16 protein-coding genes are annotated in these 23,738 nt (G+C 73.0%); 10 read left to right on the top strand and 6 right to left on the bottom strand.

All coding sequences use genetic code 11. From position 1 onward, the window contains the following. The 4 genes from ACIBKX_RS08100 to ACIBKX_RS08085 all read right to left on the bottom strand — a co-directional run bounded on the left by ACIBKX_RS08100 (position 1) and on the right by ACIBKX_RS08085 (position 5,137). Positions 1-1,371, bottom strand: a complete 1,371-nt coding sequence (locus tag ACIBKX_RS08100) for a carboxyl transferase domain-containing protein (RefSeq protein WP_363271070.1) — start codon at positions 1,369-1,371, stop codon at positions 1-3. A 10-nt stretch (positions 1,372-1,381) separates the two neighbouring features. Next, positions 1,382-2,833, bottom strand: a complete 1,452-nt coding sequence (locus ACIBKX_RS08095; protein WP_363271069.1) for an acyl-CoA synthetase — start codon at positions 2,831-2,833, stop codon at positions 1,382-1,384. A gap of 193 nt (positions 2,834-3,026) precedes the next feature. Further along, on the bottom strand, positions 3,027-3,491 hold the full coding sequence (locus ACIBKX_RS08090; protein WP_363271068.1) for a flavin reductase family protein: 465 nt from the start codon (positions 3,489-3,491) through the stop codon (positions 3,027-3,029). 56 nt (positions 3,492-3,547) lie between these two features. Next, positions 3,548-5,137, bottom strand: a complete 1,590-nt coding sequence (locus ACIBKX_RS08085; RefSeq protein WP_363271067.1) for a tryptophan halogenase family protein — start codon at positions 5,135-5,137, stop codon at positions 3,548-3,550. A 248-nt stretch (positions 5,138-5,385) separates the two neighbouring features. Between ACIBKX_RS08085 and ACIBKX_RS08080 the strand changes: the two genes are divergently transcribed. The 5 genes from ACIBKX_RS08080 (at position 5,386) to ACIBKX_RS08060 (ending at position 16,636) form a co-directional block, all read left to right on the top strand. Next, positions 5,386-6,852 (top strand): NAD(P)/FAD-dependent oxidoreductase, encoded by a 1,467-nt coding sequence (locus ACIBKX_RS08080; RefSeq protein WP_363271066.1) that lies wholly within the window; start codon positions 5,386-5,388, stop codon positions 6,850-6,852. Beyond that, complete coding sequence (locus ACIBKX_RS08075) at positions 6,849-10,076, top strand: ferritin-like domain-containing protein (RefSeq protein WP_363271065.1); 3,228 nt, start codon at positions 6,849-6,851, stop codon at positions 10,074-10,076. The genes ACIBKX_RS08080 and ACIBKX_RS08075 overlap by 4 nt, the downstream gene beginning before the upstream one ends. Positions 10,077-10,097: 21 nt before the next feature. Continuing rightward, the gene (locus ACIBKX_RS08070) at positions 10,098-11,390 is read left to right on the top strand and encodes a cytochrome P450 (protein ID WP_363271064.1); all 1,293 of its coding nucleotides are present in this window, start codon (positions 10,098-10,100) and stop codon (positions 11,388-11,390) included. A gap of 148 nt (positions 11,391-11,538) precedes the next feature. After that, positions 11,539-13,437, top strand: coding sequence for a BTAD domain-containing putative transcriptional regulator (locus tag ACIBKX_RS08065; RefSeq protein ID WP_363271063.1), 1,899 nt, complete (start codon positions 11,539-11,541; stop codon positions 13,435-13,437). Positions 13,438-13,609: 172 nt separating this feature from the next. Continuing rightward, positions 13,610-16,636 (top strand): AAA family ATPase, encoded by a 3,027-nt coding sequence (locus ACIBKX_RS08060; RefSeq protein ID WP_363271062.1) that lies wholly within the window; start codon positions 13,610-13,612, stop codon positions 16,634-16,636. A gap of 62 nt (positions 16,637-16,698) precedes the next feature. Here ACIBKX_RS08060 and ACIBKX_RS08055 read toward each other — a convergent pair whose 3' ends face one another. Further along, positions 16,699-17,754, bottom strand: coding sequence for a methyltransferase (locus tag ACIBKX_RS08055; RefSeq protein ID WP_363271061.1), 1,056 nt, complete (start codon positions 17,752-17,754; stop codon positions 16,699-16,701). Beyond that, complete coding sequence (locus tag ACIBKX_RS08050) at positions 17,717-18,388, bottom strand: TetR/AcrR family transcriptional regulator (RefSeq protein ID WP_363271060.1); 672 nt, start codon at positions 18,386-18,388, stop codon at positions 17,717-17,719. The genes ACIBKX_RS08055 and ACIBKX_RS08050 overlap by 38 nt, the downstream gene beginning before the upstream one ends. Before the next feature lie 140 nt (positions 18,389-18,528). Here ACIBKX_RS08050 and ACIBKX_RS08045 point away from each other — a divergent pair, with 140 nt between their 5' ends. The 5 genes from ACIBKX_RS08045 (at position 18,529) to ACIBKX_RS08025 (ending at position 23,738) form a co-directional block, all read left to right on the top strand. Then, the gene (locus ACIBKX_RS08045; RefSeq protein ID WP_363271059.1) at positions 18,529-20,013 is read left to right on the top strand and encodes an MFS transporter; all 1,485 of its coding nucleotides are present in this window, start codon (positions 18,529-18,531) and stop codon (positions 20,011-20,013) included. Positions 20,014-20,129: 116 nt separating this feature from the next. Then, positions 20,130-20,834 (top strand): SchA/CurD-like domain-containing protein, encoded by a 705-nt coding sequence (locus ACIBKX_RS08040; RefSeq protein ID WP_363271058.1) that lies wholly within the window; start codon positions 20,130-20,132, stop codon positions 20,832-20,834. Beyond that, a complete protein-coding gene (locus tag ACIBKX_RS08035) occupies positions 20,831-21,232 on the top strand; it encodes a cupin domain-containing protein (protein ID WP_363271057.1) in 402 nt (133 codons plus the stop codon). Before ACIBKX_RS08040 ends, ACIBKX_RS08035 begins: the two co-directional genes overlap by 4 nt. Then, positions 21,229-22,494 (top strand): beta-ketoacyl-[acyl-carrier-protein] synthase family protein, encoded by a 1,266-nt coding sequence (locus ACIBKX_RS08030; RefSeq protein WP_363271056.1) that lies wholly within the window; start codon positions 21,229-21,231, stop codon positions 22,492-22,494. Before ACIBKX_RS08035 ends, ACIBKX_RS08030 begins: the two co-directional genes overlap by 4 nt. Further along, positions 22,491-23,738, top strand: a complete 1,248-nt coding sequence (locus ACIBKX_RS08025; RefSeq protein ID WP_363271055.1) for a ketosynthase chain-length factor — start codon at positions 22,491-22,493, stop codon at positions 23,736-23,738. Before ACIBKX_RS08030 ends, ACIBKX_RS08025 begins: the two co-directional genes overlap by 4 nt.

Genomic DNA, 23,738 nt, shown 5'->3' with positions numbered 1-23,738 from the left:
CTAGGCCTGATGCTGCGTCACGATCCCTCGTGCAACACCGAGTTCCACCAGGTCCTGAGGGCGCAGGCGCAGCTGCTCCGCCGTCGTGCGGGTCTCCTCGGGGCCCCGCTTGAGGATCGCGGCGGCCAGCTCCGGGGCGATCACCGAGAAGTAGCTGTCCGGTGTCGCCCAGAGGTTGTCCGGTGCCGCGAGGGCCAGTGCGCCGCCCGAGCCGCCCTCCCCGATGACCAGTGACGTGACCGGCACCGGCGCGGCGGCGACCGCGGCGAACAGGTCGGCGATCGCCGCTCCCGCCCCGGCGCGCTCGGCCTCCGCCCCGTTCTCCGCCCCCGGAGTGTCGATGAGCGTGAGGACGGGAATGCCGAGGCGGCCCGCGAGGCGGACCAGGCGGGCGGCGGTGCGGTATCCGGCGGGGGTCGTCGCGGTGCCGCACTGCGCCGCGTAGGCGACGGTCCGCCCCGCGCGAAGGCCGAAGCCGCAGAGCATTCCGGGATCGGTGCCGCCGCAACGGTCGCCGCTCACCGGCGCGCGTTCAGTGAAATAGGCGTCGAGGTAGGCGCCGGCGCGCGGCCGTTCGGGGGAGCGGGCGCGGGTGACGGCCTCCCAGCCGGTGGCGGGCAGTTCGGGGCGGCCGAGGGAGGCCGGAGGTTCGGCCGCGTCGGGGGCCGGGGTGGTCAGCAGGCGGAGCCGCAGTGCGAGGGCCGCGCCCAGCTCTTCGGGGTGTACGACCTCGTCGATCGAGCCCGCCGCCAGCTGGGCCTCGGCGGTGTACGCCGCCGGGTCCGCGTCCGCCGGGCGCACGCGGGACCCCGCGAAGCCGACCTGACTGCCGGGGAGCGCGAGGATCAGGTCGGCGCCCGCGCCGAGCGTGGCCCAGCCGCCGCCCGTGGTGGGGTCGCGCAGGACGGCGATCCGGGGCAGTCCGGCGGCTCCCGTCAGCTCGGACTGCCGTGCCACGCGCTGGAGCTGGACCAGGGCGCGCATCCCCTCCTGCATCCGGCTGCCGCCCGTGGCGATCAGCGAGACCACCGGCAGCCGGTGGCTCCGGGCGTGCCGGTGCGCGGCCTCGATGCGGTCGCCGGTGCGCTCGCCCAGCGAACCGCCGAGGAAGCCGAACTCGAAGGAGACGATCACCGCCCGCGTGCCGCCGACGGCGGCGGTGCCGCAGACCACCGACTCGCCCTCGCCGGTGCGCCCGGCGGCACGGGCACGGGAATCGGCGTACCCCTGCCAGTCGAGCGGCCCCTCGTCCTTGGTCGCGTCATCCGGCACCGAGGTCCCGTCATCCGACACCGACTCGCCCTCGGTCAGCGGAAGTTCGCGAAAGCTGTGCTCGTCCGCCACGGCCGCGACGGCCTCGCGGGCGCTCATGCGCGAAGCCTCAGGCATGAAGGGACCGCTTCATGATCTTCCCCATGTCGTTGCGGGGGAGCTCCGACAGATAGCGGACGACGCGCGGACGCTTGTGCGGGGCGAGCTGAGCCGCCACGTGCCGGGCCAGCTCCGCCTCGGCCGGAGGCCGCTCCGGATCGGCCGGGACGATCCACGCGACGATGCGCTCGCCCAGGTCGTCGTCCGGCTCGCCCGTCACGGCCGCCTCCCGGACGCCGGGGTGGCCGAGCAGCGCGTTCTCGATCTCGCCCGCGCCGATCTTGTAGCCGCCGCTCTTGATGAGGTCGGTGGCCTTGCGGCCGACGATGCGTACGTACCCGTCGGGGTCCCGCACGGCCATGTCGCCGGTGCGGAACCAGCCGTCGGCGGTGAAGGCCGCCGAGGTCGCGTCGGGCCGGTTCAGATACTCGGTGAAGAGATTGGCACCACGCACCTGGATCTCGCCGATCTCCTCCGGGTCCGCGGTCTCGGCGCCCGACTCGTCCACGAGCCGCAGCTCCACCCCGCGCAGCGGCACCCCGACGGTCCCGGCGCGCGGCTCGCCGTCGGCGCGCACGCTCGTGTTCATCAGGGTCTCCGTCATGCCGTACCGCTCGACCACCCGGCGCCCGGTGGCCGCCGCGATCCGCTCGTGGTCGTGCACGGGCAGCGCGGCGGACCCGGAGACGAGGAGCCGTGCGCCCGACAGGGCCTTGGCGAGCGCCGGGTCGGTCGGCAGCGCCTGGGCGATGCGGTGGTACATGGTGGGCACGCCGAACAACATCGTTGCCCCGTCGGCCAGTTCGCGCCGCACCCCCGCCACGGAGAACCGGCCCAGGTGCCGCACCGCGCCGCCCCGCCGCAGCGGTCCGAGGATGCCGAGGATGAGGCCGTGCACATGGAACAGCGGGAGCCCGTGCACCAGCACGTCGTCGGACGTCCACTGCCAGGCGTCCTCCAGGGCGTCCAGTGTGGCGGTCAGCGACCGCCGGGGCAGCACCGCGCCCTTCGGCGGGCCGGTGGTGCCCGAGGTGTAGACGATCAGGGCGGGGGACTCGGGGTCGGGCTCGGCGTGCGGCTCCGCGGGCGCCGTGCCGCCGCTGAGCGTGATGTCCGCGCGCTCCAACGGCCCCAGTGCCATGGGGAGTTCGTCACCCGGTGCCGCGAGGACCAGCGACGGGGCGCTGTCCGTCACGATGTGCCCCAGCTCGTGCTCCCCGGTCTTCGGGTTCAGCGGCACGACGGGCACACCGGCCAGCAGCGCGGCCACCACGCCGACCGCGGTCTCGATGCTCGGCGTCGCCCACAGCGCGACCCGGCCCGCCGAGCCGATCGACGCGGCCAGCGAACCGGCCGCCGCGGCGAGTTCGGCGTACGTCAGGGAGCGCTCGCCGAAACGCAGGGCGGGACGGCCTTGGGCCTCGGCGAGGGCCGGGAAGAGGGGCGGGCGGGGAGAGCTCACGCTGGGTGTCTCCTTGCTTGTCGTCGCGGGTGCTGCCGTGGAGCCTGGCGGTGCGGTCCTACCCGAATCCTGGCACCATCAGCACGAGCGACGCTGCAGCCGGTACCGCCGCCACGACGACGGCGACCGGTTCTTCCACCCGGCGGTGACCGCTGGACCGGAACCCGGCGGACCAGCGCAGGCTCCCCGCCCCCTACGACTGTTCGCCCGGCCAAGCCGAGAATCTGCGCAAGCCGTACAGCAGCGGTTCCGGGGGGTCGTCGGTGAGTTCGGCGTCCGTGACCTCGCCGAAGACGACGGTGTGCGTCGAGACGGCGGTGAGATCGCTGACGCGGCACTCGGCGACGGCGAACGCGTCGTGCGCCAGCCACGGAAGCCCCGCATGACCGAGCCGCTTCCAGCGGACCCGCGCGAAGCGGTCGTCGACGGGGGACGAGAACACCTCCGCCGCGTCACGGGCACGGGCGTGCAGCAGGTTCAGCGCGAACCAGCCCCGCTCCCGCACCGCGGCCAGCGTGCTGCTGCCCGCCTTGAGGCAGACCAGGACCGTCGGCGGGGCCATCGTCACGCTGCACAGCGCGGAGCATGTCGCACCGCGCGGACCGCCGTGTTCGTCGATGCCCGTCACCACCGCGACACCGGTCGGGAAACCGCTCATCAGGGTCCGGTAGCGGTGACCATCTACCGGGCCGGGCCCGGACGGGCTTGCCCCGCTCATGCGCTGTGCAGGCGGCTCAGATAGTCGTGGTGCGACGGCAGCGTCGCGAGGAGACCGCGCTGCTCCTCCTCGACCTGCCCGAAGAGCGGCCCGGCGCCCTCGAGGGACTCCGTGCGGTGCAGCAGCGCCGGGAGCGGATGCTCGGGCTGCAGGCCGAGGCCGGAGAAGATGCAGTAATAGCTGCCGTTCGTCCAGAAGTTGCGGAACTCCGCGTCGAAGTTGCCGTAGTACTCGCTCTCCCCGGCGGTCGGCGCGTTCACCGGAAGACCCGCCCGGTACATGGCGATCTTCTCCTGGATCCGGTCGGAGAGCTTCAACTCCTTGTTGGCGCGCCAGAATTCGCTGTCGTTGCGCGGCGCGAGCGCGAAGTGCGCCTGGAGGAAGTCCCTGGAGTCGTCGAACATCGCCTCGATCTCCGCGTTGAAGCGGTCGCGGAGCACCGGCTCGAAGCGTTTGTCGGGGAAGTGCTTGCCGAGCTGGTAGATCGCCGCGGTGATGAAGTAGATCCCCGTCGACTCCAGCGGTTCGAGGAAGCAGGAAGACAGGCCGATGCTGACGCAATTGCCCACCCACGCACGGCGGTTGCGGCCGACCCGGAACCGTACGTGGTTCAGCGGGGCCTGCTCCGGGTCGAGCCCCCACAGCCGGCAGAAGTCCTCGGTCGCCTTGTCCTGGCCGGTGAACTCCCGTGCGTAGACGTAACCGGTGCCGAACCTGCCGAGCAGCGGAATGCGCCAGGTCCAGCCCGACTTCATGGCGATCGCCGAGGTGTAGGGCTCCACGCCGTGCGTCGCGTCGTCGTGCGGGACGGCGGAGGCGACCGCGCTGTTGCACAGCAGATGGTCGCTCATGTCGATGAACGGCTCCTCCAGGGCCTTGTTGATCAGCAGCCCCCGGAATCCCGAGCAGTCGACGAACAGATCGCCGTCAAGCAGCGCGCCGCTCTTCGTGCCGAGGCCCGTGATGAACCCCCGCGCGTCCCTGTGCACCTCGGTCATCTCGTCCTGTACGTGCAGGACGCCCTGCTTGTCGGTCGCGTACCGGCGCAGGAAGTCCGCCACGAGATGCGCGTCGAAGTGCCAGGCGTACCGCGTCGCCCGGCCGCCGTCGAAGCCGCGCGGCGCCTTCTTCGCGTCCATCAGCGGCGGCTCGCGGAAGCACGCGTAGTCGTACGGAAGGTCTGTCGCACCCCGCTGCCGCTCATGGACCCAGTAGTGCGACAGCGGCAGACCGTCGTGCTCCGGCAGGATGCCGAACGGGTGGTAGAAGTGGTCGGGCCGCCCGTCGAGCAGCCGGCCCTGCGGCTCTGCCTCGCCCTCGGTGCGCCAGTTGACGAACTTGACCGCCATCTTGAAGGACGCGTTGCACTCGGGCATCCACTCCTCCTCCGTCAGACCGAGATGGTCGAACAGGACCCTCTGGAGGTTGGGGACGGTCGCCTCGCCGACCCCGATCCGCGGGATGCCGGGCGCTTCGAGCACGGTGATGACGGCGGTGTTCCTGAGCGATTTCGCCAGATAGGCGGCGGTCATCCAGCCGGCCGTGCCGCCGCCGAGAATGACGATCTTCTTGATCCTGTGGTCCACTGCGGGACTCCCCCTTCAGACTTCAGACCGATCGCATGGCGCTACATGGCGCGGAGCGGCTCGATGCTAGGCACCGGCCGCACCCGCACCGACGGGCCGCGGGCGCGGTGCCGCAGAACCCATGCGGCCGTGCGGGGTGCGGCCGCGCACGGTCACGCACCGTGGTCGTACGAGGCGGACGATTCACGGGTACGGGCCGCGCGGTGGGGGATGTGGCGGCTGCGCGCGAAGCAGCAGACTCGGCTCCCGTGTTGACATCGAGCGAAAGGCCGCCCGCCGGCGTCGTGGTCCTCGGCGCCGGGGTCTCGGGCCTGGTGGCGGCCCACGAGCTGGAACGCCTCGGCCACCGCGTGCTCGTCCTGGAGGGCAGCGACCGGATCGGGGGCCGCGTCCACACCCACCGCTTCGGCGCCGGGGACGACGCGCCGTACGCGGAACTCGGCGCGATGCGCATCCCGGACGGTCACACCCTGACCATGCGGTACGTCGAGAAGCTGGGCCTCGAACCGGCGCTGCGCCCCTTCCGGACGATCCTCAGCGACGAGAACAACTACCTGCCCACCGGGCGCGGGTTCGTCCGCGTACGGGAAGCGGCGGGACCCGTCGTCGAGGACCTGCGCCGGGACCTGCCCGTGGACGGCCACCGCCCCGCCACCGTCGTCTTCGGCGCCTGGCTCGCCGCCACTGTCCGGGTGCTCGGCCCCGGCGAACTGCGCGACGGGCTCGTCGGTGACCTCGCGGGACTGCTCGCGCTCGCGGACGGGGTCGACCTGGCGCCGTATCTGCGCGGTCCCGGCAGGGACCGGATCGACCTCGGCCGGGTCTTCCGCGACCACCCGGGACTCCGCGCGGGCTGCGGGCGGCGGCTCGAAGGGTTCCTCGACGACATCCTCGTGGAGACGGGCCCGGGCCTGCGCCACCTCAGCGGCGGCATGGCCCAGCTCACCGACCGCCTCGCCGCGACCCTGCGCGGCCCCGTCCTGCGGCGCCACGAGGTCCGCGGGATCGCCGTCCGCCACGACGCGGTCGACATCCGGGTACGCACACCGCGCGGGGCCCGGTCGCTGTCGTACCCCATGGCCCTGTGCACCCTGCCGTTCTCCGTGCTGCGCGGCCTCGACCTCGACGGCTTCGACGACGACAAGCGGGACGTCGTCCGGACCGTCGAGTACGGGGCGGCGACCAAGGTGGTGCTGCACTGCCGGGAGGCGTTCTGGGAGCGCGACGGCATCCTCGGCGGCGCATCCGCCACCGGGGGCCGCACCCGCCAGACCTACTACCCGCCGCGCGACGCCGGGCCGGGACGCGGCGCCGTGCTCCTCGGCAGCTACGCCATCGCCGAGGACGCCGACTTGCTCGGGCGGCTCCCCGAGGAGCTGCGCCCCGCTGCCGTCATCGAGGAACTCGCCCCGCTGCACCCGGAGTTGAAGGACCCCGGCATGGTGCTCGACGCGGTGAGCGTCGCCTGGGGGCGCGACCCGTGGAGCAAGGGGTGCACCGCGCGGCGCTGGGGCAAGGACGCCGCCGAGCAGAGTGCCGAGCGCCGCCGCGCGGCACGGCCGCAGGGGCGGCTGTACTTCGCCGGGGAGCACTGCTCGTCCTGGCCGGCCTGGATCAACGGGGCGATCGAGTCGGCGCTCGGGGCGGTCGACGCGATGGACGCCGCCGCCCGCGCGGGCTCCCGTGCCGGCACGGACATCGGGAGGAACGAGTGAGCGTCTTCGACGTCCCCCGGCTGCACTTCGCGGGCACCGCGGTCACCCGGCTGCCCACCGGACCACGGAACGGTCTTTACGACCTGGCCCGCAACCAGGCCCTGACCGAGGACGGCAGCCCGTACCCCGTGCACGGACCGGTGGGGGAGTACCACGACCACCTGGAGCGGATCGGCGCCAAGGGACACAACTTCGGCGGCAACGGCCACTTCTGGGTGGACGCCACCATCCGCGGCTGGGAGCGGACCCCCGGCGCGGTCGACACCGCCGACGCGGTGGTCGGCAGGCACGTCGACATGTGGGGCCACTACAACGACTACCTAGCCACCACCTTCAACCGGGCCCGCGTCCTCGACGTCGACCCCGCGTCCCACTGGACCACCACCCTGATGATCGGCCAGTTCTGCTTCGGCAGGCTCGGACGTTCCCACGACGTCGGCTATATGGCGGTCGGGGACGTGCACGGCATGCAGCCGCCCCGCAGGCAGAACTCCCGGTACGTGCGCCCCGCCGAAGGGCAGTCGCCGGACGCCCGGTTCAGCCGCTCGGTGGTGCACCAGTTCGCCGTGGACCGCGACGAGGGGCTCGAATGGCTGGCCGAGGCGGACTCCTCCGAGGCGGCCCGGCTGCTGCAGGCCCGCACCACGGGCGGCGGCGCCGACGGACTGCTCGTCCGGTTCGCGCTGTGCAACATGGCGACGCCCCGCGTCCCCGACGCCCCGGACTTCTGGCAGCTGCGGGGCACCATCGCCCCCTGGCACCGCGACGAGCCCCGCAGCTGCCCCGTGGGCCGGCTGCTCAGCGCCCGCCGCACGCCGGGACCGCTGCACAGCGCGGCACTGGACGTGACGGACGACCACGCCACCCTCGACCTGATCACCGCCGTGCCCGTCGAGTCCCGCGGCCCGGAGCCGGGACCAGGGCCGCTGCACCGCCTCGGACCCCGACTCGACGTCGGCGACCTGGAGTTGCGCACCAGGGACACCGGCCGCCTGGTCGCCCGCGTGCCACGGGCCGCGTATCTGGGCGACACCGACGTGTGCGGCGGGCTCGTCACCGTACCCGTGGAGCGGGGCCGCGCCGACGAGCCGCTGGTCCTGACCGGCCAGGGGGACGACGGGCCGCCGGTGGTGCTGCTCACCGAGGAGGAGACGACGGTCGCCGTCGACGAGGCGGCTCTCTTCCTGGAGCACCCCGACCGCCGGTCCGGCCAGGACCACGCCGTCGAGGTGGAGATCCGTACGTACCGTCTGGGGCGCCCGGCGGCCGTGCCCGAGCTGCGGGTCGAGCAGTACTTCAACCCCCGTGCGCTGCCCGCCGATCCGCGGGCCACCGCGCCGGAGGCCAGGAGCACCGACATCCGGACGGTGGATGTGCGGCCCGGCGGCCGTGACGCCTCGGGCCCCTATGCCGCGCGCTGTGTGCTCTCCACCGACGCGGAGGGGTGCGGCCTGCTGACGCTGCGGGGCGCCGCACCCGGCGCGGCCCGGCTGCTGTTCCTGCCGGGCGGCGAACCGCCGCCCTGCGACCCGGCGGCGCCGGGCTCCGCCGCCCGCGGCTACGACAACGACGACCTGCTCGGCTACTGGCCCGCGATGGGCGCCCTCGCGGTCCGCGCGCTGCCCGACACCTGGCACCTCGACGACATCCCGCAGGACGACATCACCCCCGAGCTGCTCTACCGGGAGGTGTTCGCCCCGTACGAACTGCTCTACTCCTTCATGAAGGACGAGATCTTCAGCCTCCGGGACGCCTGCAAGGTGGCCACCTATCCGCGCCTCATCTGGCTGATGTGCGATCCGCGCAACAAGGACAAGACCTTCTACATGCCGCCCACCCGCGACATGACGGGACCGCAGTCCCGGCTGCTCCTGAAATATCTGCGGGCCGACGAGGCCGGCCGCGCCGCCCCGCCCGCCTTCGTGCCGGCCCGGCCCCGCGAGGGCGCCATCACCACACGGCAGCAGCTCTACGACGGACTGCGCGAGGCGGCGACCGTCGAACTGGCCGTCATGATGCAGTACTTGTACGCCGCCTGGTCCATCCCGCTGTACGAGGCGGGCCGGGAGCACGTGCGGCGCGGCGAGTGGAGCGAGGAGCAGTTCCGGCTCGCGTGCGGCGACGGGGGCGAGACGCTCGGCAACGGGATGCGCGGCAGCCTGCTGCATGTCGCCCGGGAAGAGATGATCCACTTCCTGGTCATCAACAACATCATCACCGCCATGGGGCAGCCCTTCCATCTGCCGGCCGTCGACTTCGCCACCGTCAACAACGAACTGCGGCTGCCGCTGGGGCTCTGCCTGGAGGGCTTCGGACTCAGCAGCCTGCAGCGCTTCATCGAGCTTGAGCAGCCGCACTCGCCGCGCCGCGCCCTCGCCGACGACCCGGCGCACCGCCCATCGGGGGCGGGAGGGCTCTATCCGTACGACTCGCTGAGCGACCTCTACGAAGCCATCAGGGAGGGCATCCGGCGGGTGCCCGACCTGTTCCTCGTCGCCCCCGGACGCGGCGGCGGCGAACACCATCTGTTCATGCGGGAGTCGGTCAACGCGGTCCACCCCGACTACCAGTTGGAGGTCGACGACGTACGAAGCGCGCTGTTCGCGATCGACTTCGTCACCGAGCACGGCGAAGGCGGCGTCATCGACACGACCAAGCCCGACGGGGACGCCCACTTCGACACGTTCCTGCGGATGTCCGACGCCCTGATGGCCGGGCATCTCAAGGACCCCGGCGACCGGCGCGCGCCGTGGACGCCCGCCTATCCGGTCCTGCGCAACCCGACGCTGCACACGGGGAGCGGCGCCGCCGATCCGGTCACCGAGCCCGCGGCCAGGTCGGCGATGGTCCTTTTCAACCGCTCGTACTTCCTGATGCAGCAGCTGATGATCCAGCACTTCGGCTCAGCCGCGGACGCCAGCCTGCGGCGGTCGAAACTGATGAACGCCGCCATCGACGTGATGACCGGCATGATGCGCCCGCTGGCCGAGCTGATCGTCACGCTGCCGTCCGGGCGGCCGGGCCGCACCGCGGGGCCCTCCTTCGAGCTGGAGGAGCGGCCGGGCTTCCTGGCCCGCCCGGACGTCGCGATGCGGTCCATCGCGCTGCGCTTCGCCCATCTGGCCCGCTCGGCCGGCGAACAGCCGGGGCTGCCGCCGCGCGTGGCCGAACTGATGAGGTACTACGCGGACTTCTTCCGGGAGTTCGACATACGCGGTCAATGAGAACCTGGAGAACGGAATCCGATGTCAGAGCCGGTATGTGCCACGGCACAGGACCCGACCGAATGGACTTTTCTGGAACGGCTCAGGAAGAACATCGATGAGCCGTACGACCTCTACCGGGAATTCCGGGAGAATGACCCCGTCCACTTGGTGCCGGGGCGTGCCGAAGCGCCGGAGCAGCAGTGGTTCGTTTTCCGCCACGACGATGTCGCCCGGGTATTGACGGGTCGTCAATTCGGCCGCAGGGCTGCCGTCGCCTACCGGGGTCAGGGAACCCCGCCCCCGCTCATCCCGCCGGGATTTCCGCGGCTCGCGAGGAGCGTGGAGAACTGGCTCGTCTTCATGGATCCGCCGGCGCACGGCCGGCTCCGCTCATTGATCGCCGACCGCTTCGCCGAGCGGCTGCGCAGCGGAGAACTCGACGAGGCGGTACGCAGGATCACCGCCGATCTCGCCGGGGAACTCGAAGGCCGGGCCACGGTCGAACTCGTCGGCGCCTACGCGGCCCCGCTGCCGCTGCTCGTCGTCCTGGAGGCGCTCGGCGTCGACCGGGCGGACCGGGCGGAGCTGCGCGGGCACGCGCTCGCGCTGCGCGAGGGCAGCAGCTTCCGCCCCGGCGACCGGGCGGCCCGGCTCGCGCGGGCCGACGAGGCGGCGGGGCGGCTCGACGACTACTTCCGGGCGGCGGTGCTCGAACGGCGCCGCACGCCCCGTACGGATCTGATCGGGGAACTGGTGGCCGTCGGCGACGGCGACGGACCGCTGACGGACGACGCGCTGGTGGGGACGTGTGTGCACCTCCTGATGTCCGGGCACGAGGCCACCTCCAACGTGGTGTCCAAGGCGGCGCTCGCGCTGCTTGCCGCGCCCGCCGCGTTGGCCGAACTGCGCGCCGGACCCCAGGAGGTGGACGGTGCCGTCGACGAGCTGATCCGGTACGACTCGCCGGTGCAGATGGTGACCCGATGGGCCTACCGCGACACACGGGTCGGCGGCCGTGCCGTGCGGCGCGGCGACAAGCTCACCCTGGTCCTCGGCTCCGCGAACCGGGACCCCGCGCGCTACCCCGACCCCGACGAGCTGCGGATCGGACGGGACGTCGGGCGGCACTTCGGCTTCGGCATGGGCATCCACCATTGCCTCGGCTACGGGCTGGCCCGCCTGGAGACCGGCAATGCCATCCGGTCCATGCTGGAATTTCTTTCGTCCGTGGATGCGGCCGACGTAAGGGTCAAGTATGCGGACGACATCGTCTTTCACGGGCCCGAAGAGATTCGGCTGAAGGTGCGTCAGATCGCCGGGGCCGGACTTTGAACAAAAGGCAACGGCGCCGAGCTAGGGTTGAATTGAGCCAAAATAGCCTCTCCCTCTATCGATCAAGTGGATCGCGGTATGCTGCGATTTGACCGTACCAATCGGCATACGCTCCAAAAGCTGTAGAGCGAGTCTGGGGGAAGCCCGTATGAGGTTTCAGGTCCTGGGGAACTTCGAGGTACTCGCCGGCGATCACATACGAACGCCCAGTGCGCCCAAGCTGAGAAAGACCCTGGCTCTCCTGATCCTGCGGCACAACCAAGTGGTGTCGACCAAGGAGCTCATCGACGAGTTGTGGGGAATGCGACCGCCCAGTAAAGCGGTGCGCGCCGTCCACACCTACATATACGAACTGCGCCGGGCACTGGAAGAGCCCCAGGGCCTGACCAGCCCCTGCCATCTGCTGACCCGGCCCAACGGCTATCTCGTCCAACTGCCGTGCGGTGCGGTCGACCTCAACTCCTTCCGTACCCTGGTGAAGGACGGCAGCGAGGCGCTGTCCGCCGGAAACCCGGCCCGCGCGGGACGGCTGCTCGCCCGCTCGCTGTCGCTGTGGCGGGGCACCGCCCTGGCCAACGTGGACTGCGGCGAACTCCTCGAACCGCACGCCGCCGAACTGGAGGAGAGCCGGATGCGCGCCCTGGAGCTGCGCATCGAGGCCGACTTCCAGCTCGGCAGGCACCAGCAGCTGACCGCCGAACTCAAGGCGCTCGCCGCCGCGATGCCGCTGCACGAAGGGGTGTACGCCAAGCTGATCCTCGCCCTGTACCGCTCCAACCGGCGCGGCGAGGCCCTCAAGGTCTTCCAGGACCTGCGCCGCCATCTGATCAGGGAGCTCGGCCTGGAACCCGGCCCCGAGCTGCAGCGCCTCCAGCAGGCCGTGCTCGCCGCCGACTCCACCCTCGACCCGCCCGCCGCGCCGGAACCGCGCGGCCCGGCGCCCGCGCGCTGGACGGCCGTCGGGCCACCGGCCCAACTCCCGCGCGACAGCGTCGACTTCGTCGGGCGCGAGAAGGTCGTCGAGGAACTCGCCGGTGAGCTGCGGCGCGGCTCCGGCGACACCGCGATGCCCCTGGTGTCCCTCATCGGCATGCCGGGCGTGGGCAAGACCGCCACCGCCGTCCATCTCGCGCACAGCGTCCGCCGGGAGTACCCCGACGGCCAGCTCTTCCTCTCCCTGCGCGGCACCCGGGCCGTTCCGCTGACCGCGATGGACGGCACCGAACAGATCCTGCGCGGCATCGGCGTGCCCACCGACGAGCTGCCCACCACCCTGGCCGGACGGATCTCCATGTTCCGCACCTGGTCCTCCGGGCGGCGGGTGCTCCTCGTGCTCGACGACGCCGACTCGGTGGCGCAGGTCGACCCGCTGCTGCCGGGCGGCACGGGATGCGCGGTGCTCATCACCGGCCGCTCCCGGCTGTACGGACTTCCCGGCGCCCGCAGCGTGCGCCTCGGCCCGCTCGCCCTGCGCGCCGGCGTCGAACTCCTCGCCCGGCACGTCGGCCCCGAGCGGATCGCCGCCGAACCGGAGGCGGCCCAGGGTCTTGTCCGTTTCGTGGAAGGGCTGCCGCTCGCGGTCAACTTCCTCGGCGAGCGGCTCGCCGCGCTGCCCACCCTCCAGGTCGCCACGGTGCTCGAAGGCATCGAGTCGGCGAAGGGCGTCTGCGGGCTCTCCGAACTGGCCGCCGTGGGACTCGATCTGTACGGCAGGTTCGAGGCGAGCTTCAGCAGACTCGACGAGGAGACCCGGACGATGGCGCTGCGCCTCGCGCTGATGCCGCGCCGCCGCTTCGACGTGGGGCAGGCGGCGCGCACCCTCGGCGTCGGATCGGCCGTCGCCGAGCTGCTCCTGATGCGGCTCGCCGACGCCTCGCTGCTCGACGCCGCCGGACCCGACGGGGCGGCGGCCGACCAACGTACCTACTGGTTCCCGGAGTTGGTGCGGGAGTACGCCACCGAGCGGGGATCCGAGCGGGCGCTGCGGGCGCTGCCACCGGTCGATTCGGGAGCCGAGGGCCGGTTCCGGGAGGAGTCCCGGCGCTGAAAGCGGGGCGGCTGCCTCCGGTGCGCGGCCGGCCGATCGCGGCGTCGGACATCAGCGTCGCCTGAGCGCTCCTTGACAGGCGATGGTCAGCCTGGGGACTTGACGTCAGGGCTCGTGAAGTCGCACGGCTCCGGGTCCGCGAAGTCCGCAGCGCGAGAACGGGGGCGGGAGCATGACGGTCTGCACCGGGAGCACGGCTGTCTGTACGGAGTCGCGACGCCAGGGACCGGCCCTCGGCCAGGACCCGCACTCACGCGCCCTGTGGTGGGGGCGCGAACGCCAGTGGGAGCGGCTGTGCGAACTGCTCGACCGGGCGGCGGCGTCCGGCGGCGGCGGGATCCTCCTCGTGGAGGGCCCGCCGGGCGCGGGCCGCAGCAGGCTGCTCGCCGACGTGGCGCAGGCCGCGTCGGCGCGCGGTCTGTCCGTGGCCCGCGGCGCCGCCGACGAGGTGCGCAGCGCCGTACCGCTCGCGCCGCTCGCCTCGGCGCTCGGCGCGGACCTCGACGCGCCGGCCGACGGCGGCGGATCCGTCTCGCGGCTGATCGGCCGGCTCCGCTCGCATGTCGAGGAGCGGCTGCGCCGCGCGCCGACCGCGGTCGTCATCGACGACCTCCAGTGGGCGGACCCGGCGACCCTGGCGGCGCTGCTCATGCTCGTCTCGCGGTTCGCACCCCGGCCAGTGGTGTGGGTCCTGGCGCGGCGCGCCGGAGCGGGAACCGGCGGCGGCGCCAACGAACGGCTCTTCCGGCAGCTGCGGATCGCCGCGGGCGCCCATCTGGTCAGGCTCGGCCCGCTGCCGGACCCCGCGGTGCGGCAGATCGCGACCGAGGTGCTCGGCGCCGTCCCCGCACCGGAGCTGATCGCCCTGGCCGACGGCGCCGACGGCAACCCGGCGGCGCTCGTCGCCCTGGTGGAAGGGCTCACCGAGGACGGCTCCGTGCACATCAGCGACGGCACCGCACGGTTCGCCGCGCACGCCCGGCAAGGCAGCCCGCCGCGGCGGTTCGGGCAGCTGGTGCGCGAACGGCTCGGCACGTTCGGGCCCGCGACCCGGCTGTTGCTCGACGTGGCCGCCGTGCTCGGCCCGTCCTGCGCGCCCGACGACCTCTCGCACATGCTGGCCGACCCTGTCGCGAGCGTCCTGCCCGCGCTCCAGGAGGCGCTGGACTCCCGCATCCTCGTCTGCGACGGCGACGACGTGGCGTTCCGGCACGAACTCGTCCGGCTCGCGCTCCTCGCCACGATCCCGCCGCCCGTACGCTGCGCCCTGCACCGGCAGGCCGCCGACATGATCCTCGGCCGGGACGGCGGACTGCGCTCCGCCGCGACCCATCTCGTGCACGGCGCGCGCACCGGAGACGGCCGCGCCGTCGACGTGCTCGGCCGGGCCGCCGCCGAAGTCGTCGCGTCGGAGCCGGGCGCCGCCGCGGAACTGGCCCTGCGCGCCCTGGAGATCGCGGGCCCCGCCGACCCCGCCCGCGACGCCGTCACCGACACGGCCATCGAGGCACTCACCCGCGCCGGCCCACTGCCCCGCGCCATCGCCCTGGCGACCGAGGCCCTGACCCGCCCACTGAGCCCGCCCCGCGACACCTTCCTGCGCCACTGGCTGTCGACCGCCCTGCTCCTGGCAGGCCGAGCCGACGAGGCGGTGACCGCCGCGGAGCAGGTCCTCACCGGCACCCCAGGGGCACCGCGCGACGAGGCGCTGGCCAATCGGGCGTTCGGGCTGCTGGCGCGGGACGGGGCGGGTGTGGAGTGTGACGATGGTCTTTCGGAGGCGGGTGGCGGCGCGGAGGGGCGGCGAGGACTTCTCGCTGAGCGGCTCCTCGACGAGGCGCCCCGTGTACCGCGCGACGAGGCGCTGGCCAATCGGGCGTTCGGGCTGCTGGCGCGGGACGGGGCGGGTGTGGAGTGTGGCGGTGGTCTTTCGGAGGCGGGTGGCGGCGCCGAGCGGCCGCCCGGGCGGCTCGCCGCTCTCGCCGAGTCGCGCTGGTCCGCCGGGCGTACCGGCGAGGCGCTCAACCTCGCGCGGGAGGCGGTGAAGCGGGCCGACAGCGGAGCCCCGGCCCTCTGGCATCTGCCGCCCCGGCTGACCCTGGCCGCGCTGCTCTGCCGGCTGCGCGAGGCCGACGAGGCGGGCGTCGTCACCGAGGCGCTCGCCGAGGAGGTCACCGCTTGCGGCGCGTGGGTGCTCCGCGGTGCCTCGCTGATCCTCGCCTCGCGGGCCGCCCTGGCGCGCGGGCTGCCGCAGGAGGCAACGGAGTCGGCGACCGCAGGGCTCGGCGCCGCCGAGGAGGCGGGGGTGCCGTTGCATGTGCCGCTCGGCCTGACCGTCCTCGCCGAGGCGGCGCTGTGGCGGGGCGAACTCGTCGCGGCGGAGAAGCAGGCGGCGCTGCTGCGCGACGCGGCCCGCGACGAGGAGGGCGAGGCGGCCCGCCTGGGCCGGGTGCGGGCCGACTGGATATCGGCACAGGTGGCCGCCGCGCGCGCCGACCACGCGGGGGTGCGGTCCGCCCTCGGTGACCTGCACGGCGACCGGGCCGCGCTGGCCCGGCTGATCGTCGAGGAGCCGACGGCTGCCGTGTGGCTGATCCGTGCGGCGCGCCCCGCGGGTCTTCCCGAACTGGCCGATGCCGCGGCGGGGTTGATCGCCGGGCTCGCCGCCGACAACCCGGGCGTCTCCGCGCTGCTGGTCACCGCCGCGCACGCCCGCGGTGTGCACGAGGCCGATGCCGGGGGACTGCGGTGGGCGGTGGACGAGCATCCGGACGCCTGGTCCCGCGCGTCCGCCGCCGAGGACCTCGGCACGCTGCGGGGCACGGACGACCACGAGGAGGCCGTGGCCGCCCTCGACCGCGCCATGGCCGGGTACGCCCGCGTGGACGCCGGACGGGACGCGGCCCGCGTGCGCCGGAAACTCCGTGAACGCGGGGTGCGGCGCAGGCACTGGACGCACGCGGACCGCCCAGACTTCGGCTGGGCGAGCCTGACGGCCACCGAACGCTCGGTGGCCGCGCTGGTGGCGCAGGGACTGACGAACCGGCAGGTCGCCACCCAGATGTTCCTCTCGCCGCACACCGTCGGCTTCCATCTGCGGCAGATCTTCCGGAAGTTGGGCATAAGGTCGCGGGTCGACCTGGCCCGGATGGACGCCGACGGCTCGGGGTCCCAGGGTGCCGGTGGCACCGCCCGATAGCCGGGCGGGCGCCACCGGCGTCGTACCGGTGGCAGTGCAGTCGTACGGAAGGGGAGTTCGGCTCAGACCACGCGCTCGGCCAGCAGCACCGACGTAGGCATGTGCGGCGCCTCGTGCCGCGAGACGATGCTCAGGCCCGCCGCCGCGAGCATGTCCTGCATCTGGTCGCCGTCGTACACCTGGCCCTCGGAGGTGATGACCAGCATCAGCACCGAGAAGATCCGCGCGACGCCCTCCGGGTCGGTGTCGGGGCCGCCGGGCACGAAGTCCTGGACCACGACCCGGCCGCCGGGCTTGAGCGCGTCGGCCGCCCTGGTCAGCAGCTCGACGCAGCTGCGCTCACCGAAGTTGTGCAGCACGTTGTTGAGCAGCACGAGGTCGTACGGACCGCCGTACGGCTCGGTGCGGACATCGCCGCTGATCTCGGTGACCCGGTCGGCGACGCTCAGCCGCTGCGCCATGGACCGGTGGGTCCCGAGCACGTCGGGCCAGTCGAGCAGCGTCACGCGGGCCGCGGGGAACTCGGCGGCGAGCAGACAGCCGTACAGACCGCTGCCCGCGGCCAGGTCGAGGATGTCGAGCTCCTCGCGCGCGGTGGCCCAGGGGCCCAGCAGACCGGCCGTGAAGCGCGCGCCCTGCACCGCGAACTGGCCGCTGGCCTGGGCGAATTCCCGCCAGAACGGATGCTCGTGGCGGCTCTCGGAGGTGAGGACGCTGCCGCCCGCGCGCACCGCGTCGGCGAGCCTGCGGTCGCCCTCCCAGAGGAAGTCATGGGTCTGGATGCGTGCCGCGTCGCCGAAATAGGAGTCCTTTCCGAAGACGAGATAGCGCTCGGAGACCGGTGTGAGCCGGTACTCGTGGCCGGTCCGTTCGAGCATGTCGATGCCGGTGAGGGCGTCGAGCAGAATGCGCGTGGCCCGCTCGTCGGCCTCGATCGACAGCGCGACGGTACGGGCGGTGCAGGGTCCGGTGGCCAGCGCGTCGAAGACGTGCAGCTGGATGCCGGCCCGGAGCACGGCCGACTTGTGCACCCCGTTGAGGATCTTCAGGATCGGGGTGGGCGCGGGTGGGGCGGCGGTGTCAGGACGTGCAGCCGTGCCGGTTTCGTTTCGGGGCATTCCGAGTCTCCTCTGCGGCGGTGCTCGGTTGCAGGACGGGCAGAACCACTTCGTCGACGACGCTCTCGATGGTCCCGTCGTCGGGGGGCGTGCCGTTCATGAGGAAGTGCATGATGATGTGCGCCGGGCCGGTCCGCGCGGCGAGCCGGGTCACGGCCTCGGGCGGGATCTCGCCCCGGTCGGCGGCGCGCCGCAGGACCGCGAGGATCGCCTCCAGGCGCGGCTCGACGATCCGGGCACGGAACGCGGCGACCAGCTCGGGATGGCGCAGCAGATCACCCATCAGAACCATGGCGGGCGGCCCGATCCGGCCGGCCAGCGAGTCGTTCATCCGGTGCAGCGCGGCGAGCAGGTTCCCGCGCAGGCTCCCGGTCTCGGGGAGTTCCTCGGCGACCGGGATGAGGTGGGCGAACGCGTCGAGCAGCAGCTCCTGGGGGGTGCTCCAGCGGCGGTACAGGGCCGCCTTGCCGGTGCGGGCCCGCGCGGCCACGCCCTTGAGCGACAGCCTGCCGTACCCGACCGCCGCGCACTCGGCGATCGTCGCCGCGTAGATCTCCTCCTCCAGGGCCGCGCCGCGGCGGCGGGTGCGGACCGGGCGCTCCGGTTCCGTCTCCGTCTCCTGATCGGCCGTCACCTGGTCCCCCTTCTCAGCTGACTTCAGGCGCCCGCGGGTGCCGTCATCCGGAATGGTTCTACCCTACTGAATAGAGAACCATTTGGTCTACTATTTCGGCGGGCGCCGCCCGGTGCCCCCTCCGAGAGGGGTGTACGAACATGAACCCGACCGCCCCGAACCCGACCACCCCCAAAGGGCCGCCGTTCCTCCCCGCCGTCCTGGTGATCGCCGGAGCGCAGCTCATGGTGGTCCTCGACATCAGCATCGTGACCATCGCCCTGCCGAGCATCCGCGGCGACCTCGGCTTCGCCCAGGGCGACCTGCAATGGGTGCTCAACGCCTACACGCTGACCTTCGGCGGACTGCTGCTGCTCGGCGGCCGGGCGAGCGACATCCTCGGCCGCCGCTCGATGTTCGTCACCGGCGTCTGCGTCTTCACCCTCGTCTCGCTCGTCGGCGGATTCGCGCCGGGACCCGGTTGGCTGATCGCCGCCCGCGCGGTCCAGGGCGCGGCCGGCGCCGTCATCGCACCGACCGCCCTCGCCCTGGTCAGCACCACCTTCGCCCAAGGGCGGCAGCGCAACGCGGCGTTCGGGGTGTACGGCGCGGTCTCCGGTTCGGGCGCGGTCATCGGGCTGCTGCTCGGCGGCGCGCTCACCGACTCGCTCAGCTGGCGCTGGGTGCTCTGGGTCAACGTACCCATCGGCATCGCCATCGCCGTCGGCGCCCGGCTGCTGCTGCGCCACACCCCCGGCCACCCCGGACGCTTCGACATCCCGGGCGCGATCACCGCCACCGGTGGCCTCACCCTCCTCGTGTACGGACTCGTCCGCGCCCCGCAGCACGGCTGGGCGGACGTGTGGACCGTGACGTCGATCGCCACCGCCGTGGCCCTGCTGCTGCTCTTCGTCGGCCTGGAGGCGCGCGGCAGCCAGCCGTTGATGCCGCTGCGCATCTTCGCCGACCGGGACCGCGCGGGCGCGTACGCGGTGGCCGTCCTCGTCGGTGCCTCCCTGATCAGCACGCTGTTCTTCCTGGCCCAGTTCGTGCAGGAGGTGATGGGCTACTCGCCGCTGCGCAACGGCGTCGCGTTCCTGCCCAACGCGCTCTGCGTGCTCGCCTTCTCCGGAGTCGCCGCCCGCCTCGTCACCCGGACCGGATCGCTGCCCCTGATGGCCCTGGGCACCCTGTCGATGGGCTGCGGACTGTGGTGGCTCTCGGGGATCGACGTGACGACGGAGTACGCGTCGGGACTGCTCCCCGGACTGCTCCTGTTCGGCTCCGGGCTCGGTCTCCTCTTCGTCCCGATGGCCATGACCGCCGTCGCGGCGGTCGCCGACGAGGACTCGGGTCTGGCCGCCGGGCTGCTCAACACCTCTCAGCAGGTGGGCGGTTCGGTCGGGCTCGCCTCGCTGAGCACGGTCGCCGCCGACACCACCAAGGACGAACTGCCGCCCGGCCGCCCGGCCCCCGGACAGGTGGCCCACGCCGTCACCGAGGGCTGGTCCGCCGCCCTCTCGGTCAGCGTCGGCTTCGTCGCCCTGGCCCTCGTCGTCACCCTGCTCATGGTCCGCGCCAAGCCGCAGACCTTCCGCGCGCCCGGCGGCGAACGGCCCCGCGAGGAGGCGGGGACAGGCGGCTGACCTGGCTCCTTGTGCCAGCCCTTGCAGGTTCCTGAGAGCAGGCGTGCAGGCTCGGTCCATCGGAAGTTTTCCGATGGACCAAGACCGCTCGACCAGCTTCACGGGGGGAGCCACGCATGGCACGCATCGCGCTGGGCATTCCAGTAACGCCTGGTCAAGAAGAGAGGCTCGCACGGCTGTTGGGGCGCCGGCCGGGGCCGGCGCCGCTCGCGACCTTCACCGCCGAGGGCACCGTACTGCACCTCGTCGACAACACCACGGGGGACGGCCGGCGCCCGGCGCCGGACCCGGACCCGGCACCCGACCCGGACGCGGAGCGCGTGCTGCGCGAGTGCTGTGCCGTGCCCAGCACTCGCTCGACCCGCGGCTTCCTGCGCTCCGCCGTGCTCGTGCGCAGGGCCCACTTCGCACAGCCGCACACCGGCCCGCGCCCGCCGCACCGCCGCGCCCTGCTCTATCCCGTACGGCGCGGACGGGCCGCGGAGCTACGGCAGTTGCTGGCGGCGGGCATCGCCCCCGGCACCTCGCAGCGGCTGTCGTCCGCCCTGGTCAGCAGCGCCGTCTACGCGCGGGGCGACACCGTCGTGCGGTTCTGGGAGGCCACCGCCGACGCCGACGAAGAGGTCGGCCACCTCGCCCGCGTCGTCCCCTACTCGGGTCTCGGCGCGAAGCTGAACGACCTGCTCGACATCGACCTGGACCTCACCACCGAGAACGGCTTCCGCGCCTTCTTCACGCGCTGTGCGATGTCGCTCGCGCATCCCCCGCACCCGCACCCGTCTTCGCCCAGTGGCACCGCCAGGCCCGAGGAGGAAGCGTGACCACGTCCCGGATCCCCGTCGTCTCCCTCGACGACGCGCCGCCCAACCGCCGCCGCGGCGGCGACCTGCGCACCGTGCTCAGCCCCAAGACCGTCGGCTCGACCTCCGGGTTCCTCGGGGTCGCCCTCATCGACCCCGGCGACCGCGTCTGCGAGCACTACCACCCCTACTCCGAGGAGTTCCTCTACGTCGTCCAGGGCTCGGTCACCGTCGACCTCGACGACGTACCCCATCAACTGGGCACCGACCAGGGCCTGATGGTGCCCATCGGGATGCGGCACCGGGTGCGCAACACCGGGGACGTACCCGCCCGGATCGTCTTCCACCTCGGACCGCTCGCGCCGCGCCCCGAACTCGGGCACGTGGACACCGAGACGCTCGCCGAGGAGGCCAGGTGAACCCCCGCAAGGCCGTCATCACGGGCATCGGGGTGGTGGCACCCGGCGGCATCGGCACCAAGGCCTTCTGGAAGCTGCTCACCGACGGGCGGACCGCGACCCGGCGCATCTCGCTCTTCGACCCGACCGGGTTCCGTTCCCAGATCGCCGCCGAATGCGACTTCAACCCGGCCGCCGAGGGACTGAGCCCGCAGGAGATCCGCCGGATGGACCGGGCCGCCCAGTTCGCCGTCACCGCGGCCCGCGAGGCGGTCGCCGACAGCGGCCTCACCGACGAACTGCCCGCGCACCGCACCGGCGTGAGCCTGGGCAGCGCGGTCGGCTGCACCACAGGCCTGGAACAGGAGTACGTCGTCCTCAGCGACGGCGGCAAGCACCATCTCGTCGACCACCGCTACGGAGTGCCCGAGCTCTACGACTACATGGTCCCCAGCAGTCTCGCCGTCGAGACGGCCCGGGCCTGCGGCGCCGAAGGACCCGTCAACCTCATCTCCACGGGCTGCACTTCAGGCCTCGACGCCGTGGGATACGGGCGCCAGCTCATCGTCGAGGGGTCGGCCGACGTGATGATCGCGGGCGCCACGGACGCACCCATCTCGCCCATCACCTCGGCCTGCTTCGACGCGATCAAGGCCACGTCGCCCAGCAACGACGACGCCGAACACGCCTCGCGCCCCTTCGACCTGGAGCGCAACGGCTTCGTGCTCGGCGAGGGCTCCGCCGTCCTCGTCCTGGAACAGGAGGGCCGGGCGAAGGCGCGGGGCGCGCACATCTACGCCGAGGTGGCGGCCGGCGTCCACCGCTCCAACGCCTTCCACATGACCGGACTCAAGCCCGACGGCAGGGAGATGGCGGAGGCCATCCGGGTCTCGCTCGACAAGGCCAGGCTCGACCCCACGGACGTCGACTACATCAACGCGCACGGCTCCGGCACCCGGCAGAACGACCGGCACGAGACAGCCGCGTTCAAGGCCAGCCTCGGGGCACACGCCCACGACGTACCCGTCAGCTCCATCAAGTCGATGGTCGGCCACTCCCTCGGCGCGATCGGCGCCATCGAGGTCGCCGCCTGCGCGCTTGCCCTGGAGCACCAAGTGGTGCCGCCCACCGCCAATCTGCACACCCCCGACCCCGAGTGCGACCTCGACTACGTGCCGCTGACCGCCCGCGACCACACCATCGACACGGTGCTCTCGGTGGGCAGCGGATTCGGCGGCTTCCAGACGGCGATGCTGCTGACCCGCGACCGGGGGAGCCGATGAGCCCGCGCACCGCCCCACGCACCAGAGCCGCCACCGCCGTCGTCACGGGGCTCGGCGTCGCCGCCCCCAACGGCCTCGGCGCGGAACCCTATTGGGCGGCCGTCCTGCGCGGCGAGAACGGCATCAAACCCCTCACCCGCTTCGACGCCTCCGGCTATCCGGTACGGCTCGCGGGCGAGATCTCCGCGTACCGCACCGAGGACCACATCCACGACCGCCTCGCCGTACAAACCGACCGCTGGACCCACCTCGCGCTGACCGCCACCGAGGAGGCGCTGGCGGACGCCGGGGCGGACCCGGCCACGCTGCCCGAGTACGACATGGCGGTGGTCACCTCCTCGTCCTCCGGCGGCACCGAGTTCGGCCAGGAGGAGATCGAGCGGCTGTGGTCGCGCGGCCCCCGGTACGTCGGCGCCTACCAGTCGATCGCCTGGTTCTACGCCGCGACCACCGGCCAGATCTCCATCCGGCACGGCATGCGCGGCCCCTGTGGGGTCGTCGCCGCCGAACAGGCCGGCGCCCTGGACGCGTTGGGGCACGCGCGCCGCGTGGTCAGGGACGGCGCCCGGCTCGTCGTCAGCGGCGGCACGGACGCCTCGCTGTGCCCCTACGGCCTGGTCGCCCAGCTCGCCACGGGCCGCCTGAGCACCCGCGACGACCCGGAGCTCGCCTATCTGCCGTTCGACGAGCGGGCCTGCGGCCATCTGCCCGGCGAGGGCGGCGCGATGATCATCGTCGAGGACGCCGAATCGGCCGCCGAGCGGGGTGCCGCCCACCGGTACGGGGAGATCGTCGGGCACGCGTCGACCTTCGACCCACCGCCCGGCAGCGGACGCGAACCGGGCCTGCGCCGGGCGGTGATGAACGCCCTGATCGACGCCCGCATGGCCCCCGAGGAGGTCGACGTCGTCTTCGCCGACGCGGCGGCGGTGCCCGAACTCGACCGGATCGAGGCCGAGGCGCTCGCCTGGGTCTTCGGCCCGCACGGCGTCCCCGTCACCGCCCCCAAGACACGGACGGGCCGGCTGTACGGCGGCGCCTCCCTGGACGTCGCCACCGCGCTCCTCGCCATCAGGGACGACGTCGTCCCGCCGTCCGGCGCGCCCGTCGTCCCGCGCGCCGACCTCGGACTCGACCTCGTCGTGGGCGAGCCGCGGCCCGGCCCGGTGCGGGCGGCCCTGGTCGTCGCGCGCGGCCACGGCGGCATGAACTCCGCGCTCGTGGTGCGCGAACCGGGCGACTGA

The sequence above is a fragment of the Streptomyces sp. NPDC050658 genome (genome assembly GCF_044457025.1).
GTDB lineage: Bacteria > Actinomycetota > Actinomycetes > Streptomycetales > Streptomycetaceae > Streptomyces.
This window is presented reverse-complemented; position numbering and strand designations above follow the sequence as displayed.

What these genes read in the sequence shown, in the direction of transcription:
- ACIBKX_RS08090 (WP_363271068.1), bottom strand. Translation starts at nt 3,491, where the DNA reads ATGAGCGGTTTCCCGACCGGTGTCGCGGTGGTGACGGGCATCGACGAA.
- ACIBKX_RS08025 (WP_363271055.1), top strand. Translation starts at nt 22,491, where the DNA reads ATGAGCCCGCGCACCGCCCCACGCACCAGAGCCGCCACCGCCGTCGTC.
- ACIBKX_RS08040 (WP_363271058.1), top strand. Translation starts at nt 20,130, where the DNA reads ATGGCACGCATCGCGCTGGGCATTCCAGTAACGCCTGGTCAAGAAGAG.
- ACIBKX_RS08100 (WP_363271070.1), bottom strand. Translation starts at nt 1,371, where the DNA reads ATGAGCGCCCGCGAGGCCGTCGCGGCCGTGGCGGACGAGCACAGCTTT.
- ACIBKX_RS08055 (WP_363271061.1), bottom strand. Translation starts at nt 17,754, where the DNA reads ATGCCCCGAAACGAAACCGGCACGGCTGCACGTCCTGACACCGCCGCC.
- ACIBKX_RS08065 (WP_363271063.1), top strand. Translation starts at nt 11,539, where the DNA reads ATGAGGTTTCAGGTCCTGGGGAACTTCGAGGTACTCGCCGGCGATCAC.
- ACIBKX_RS08070 (WP_363271064.1), top strand. Translation starts at nt 10,098, where the DNA reads ATGTCAGAGCCGGTATGTGCCACGGCACAGGACCCGACCGAATGGACT.
- ACIBKX_RS08060 (WP_363271062.1), top strand. Translation starts at nt 13,610, where the DNA reads ATGACGGTCTGCACCGGGAGCACGGCTGTCTGTACGGAGTCGCGACGC.
- ACIBKX_RS08045 (WP_363271059.1), top strand. Translation starts at nt 18,529, where the DNA reads ATGAACCCGACCGCCCCGAACCCGACCACCCCCAAAGGGCCGCCGTTC.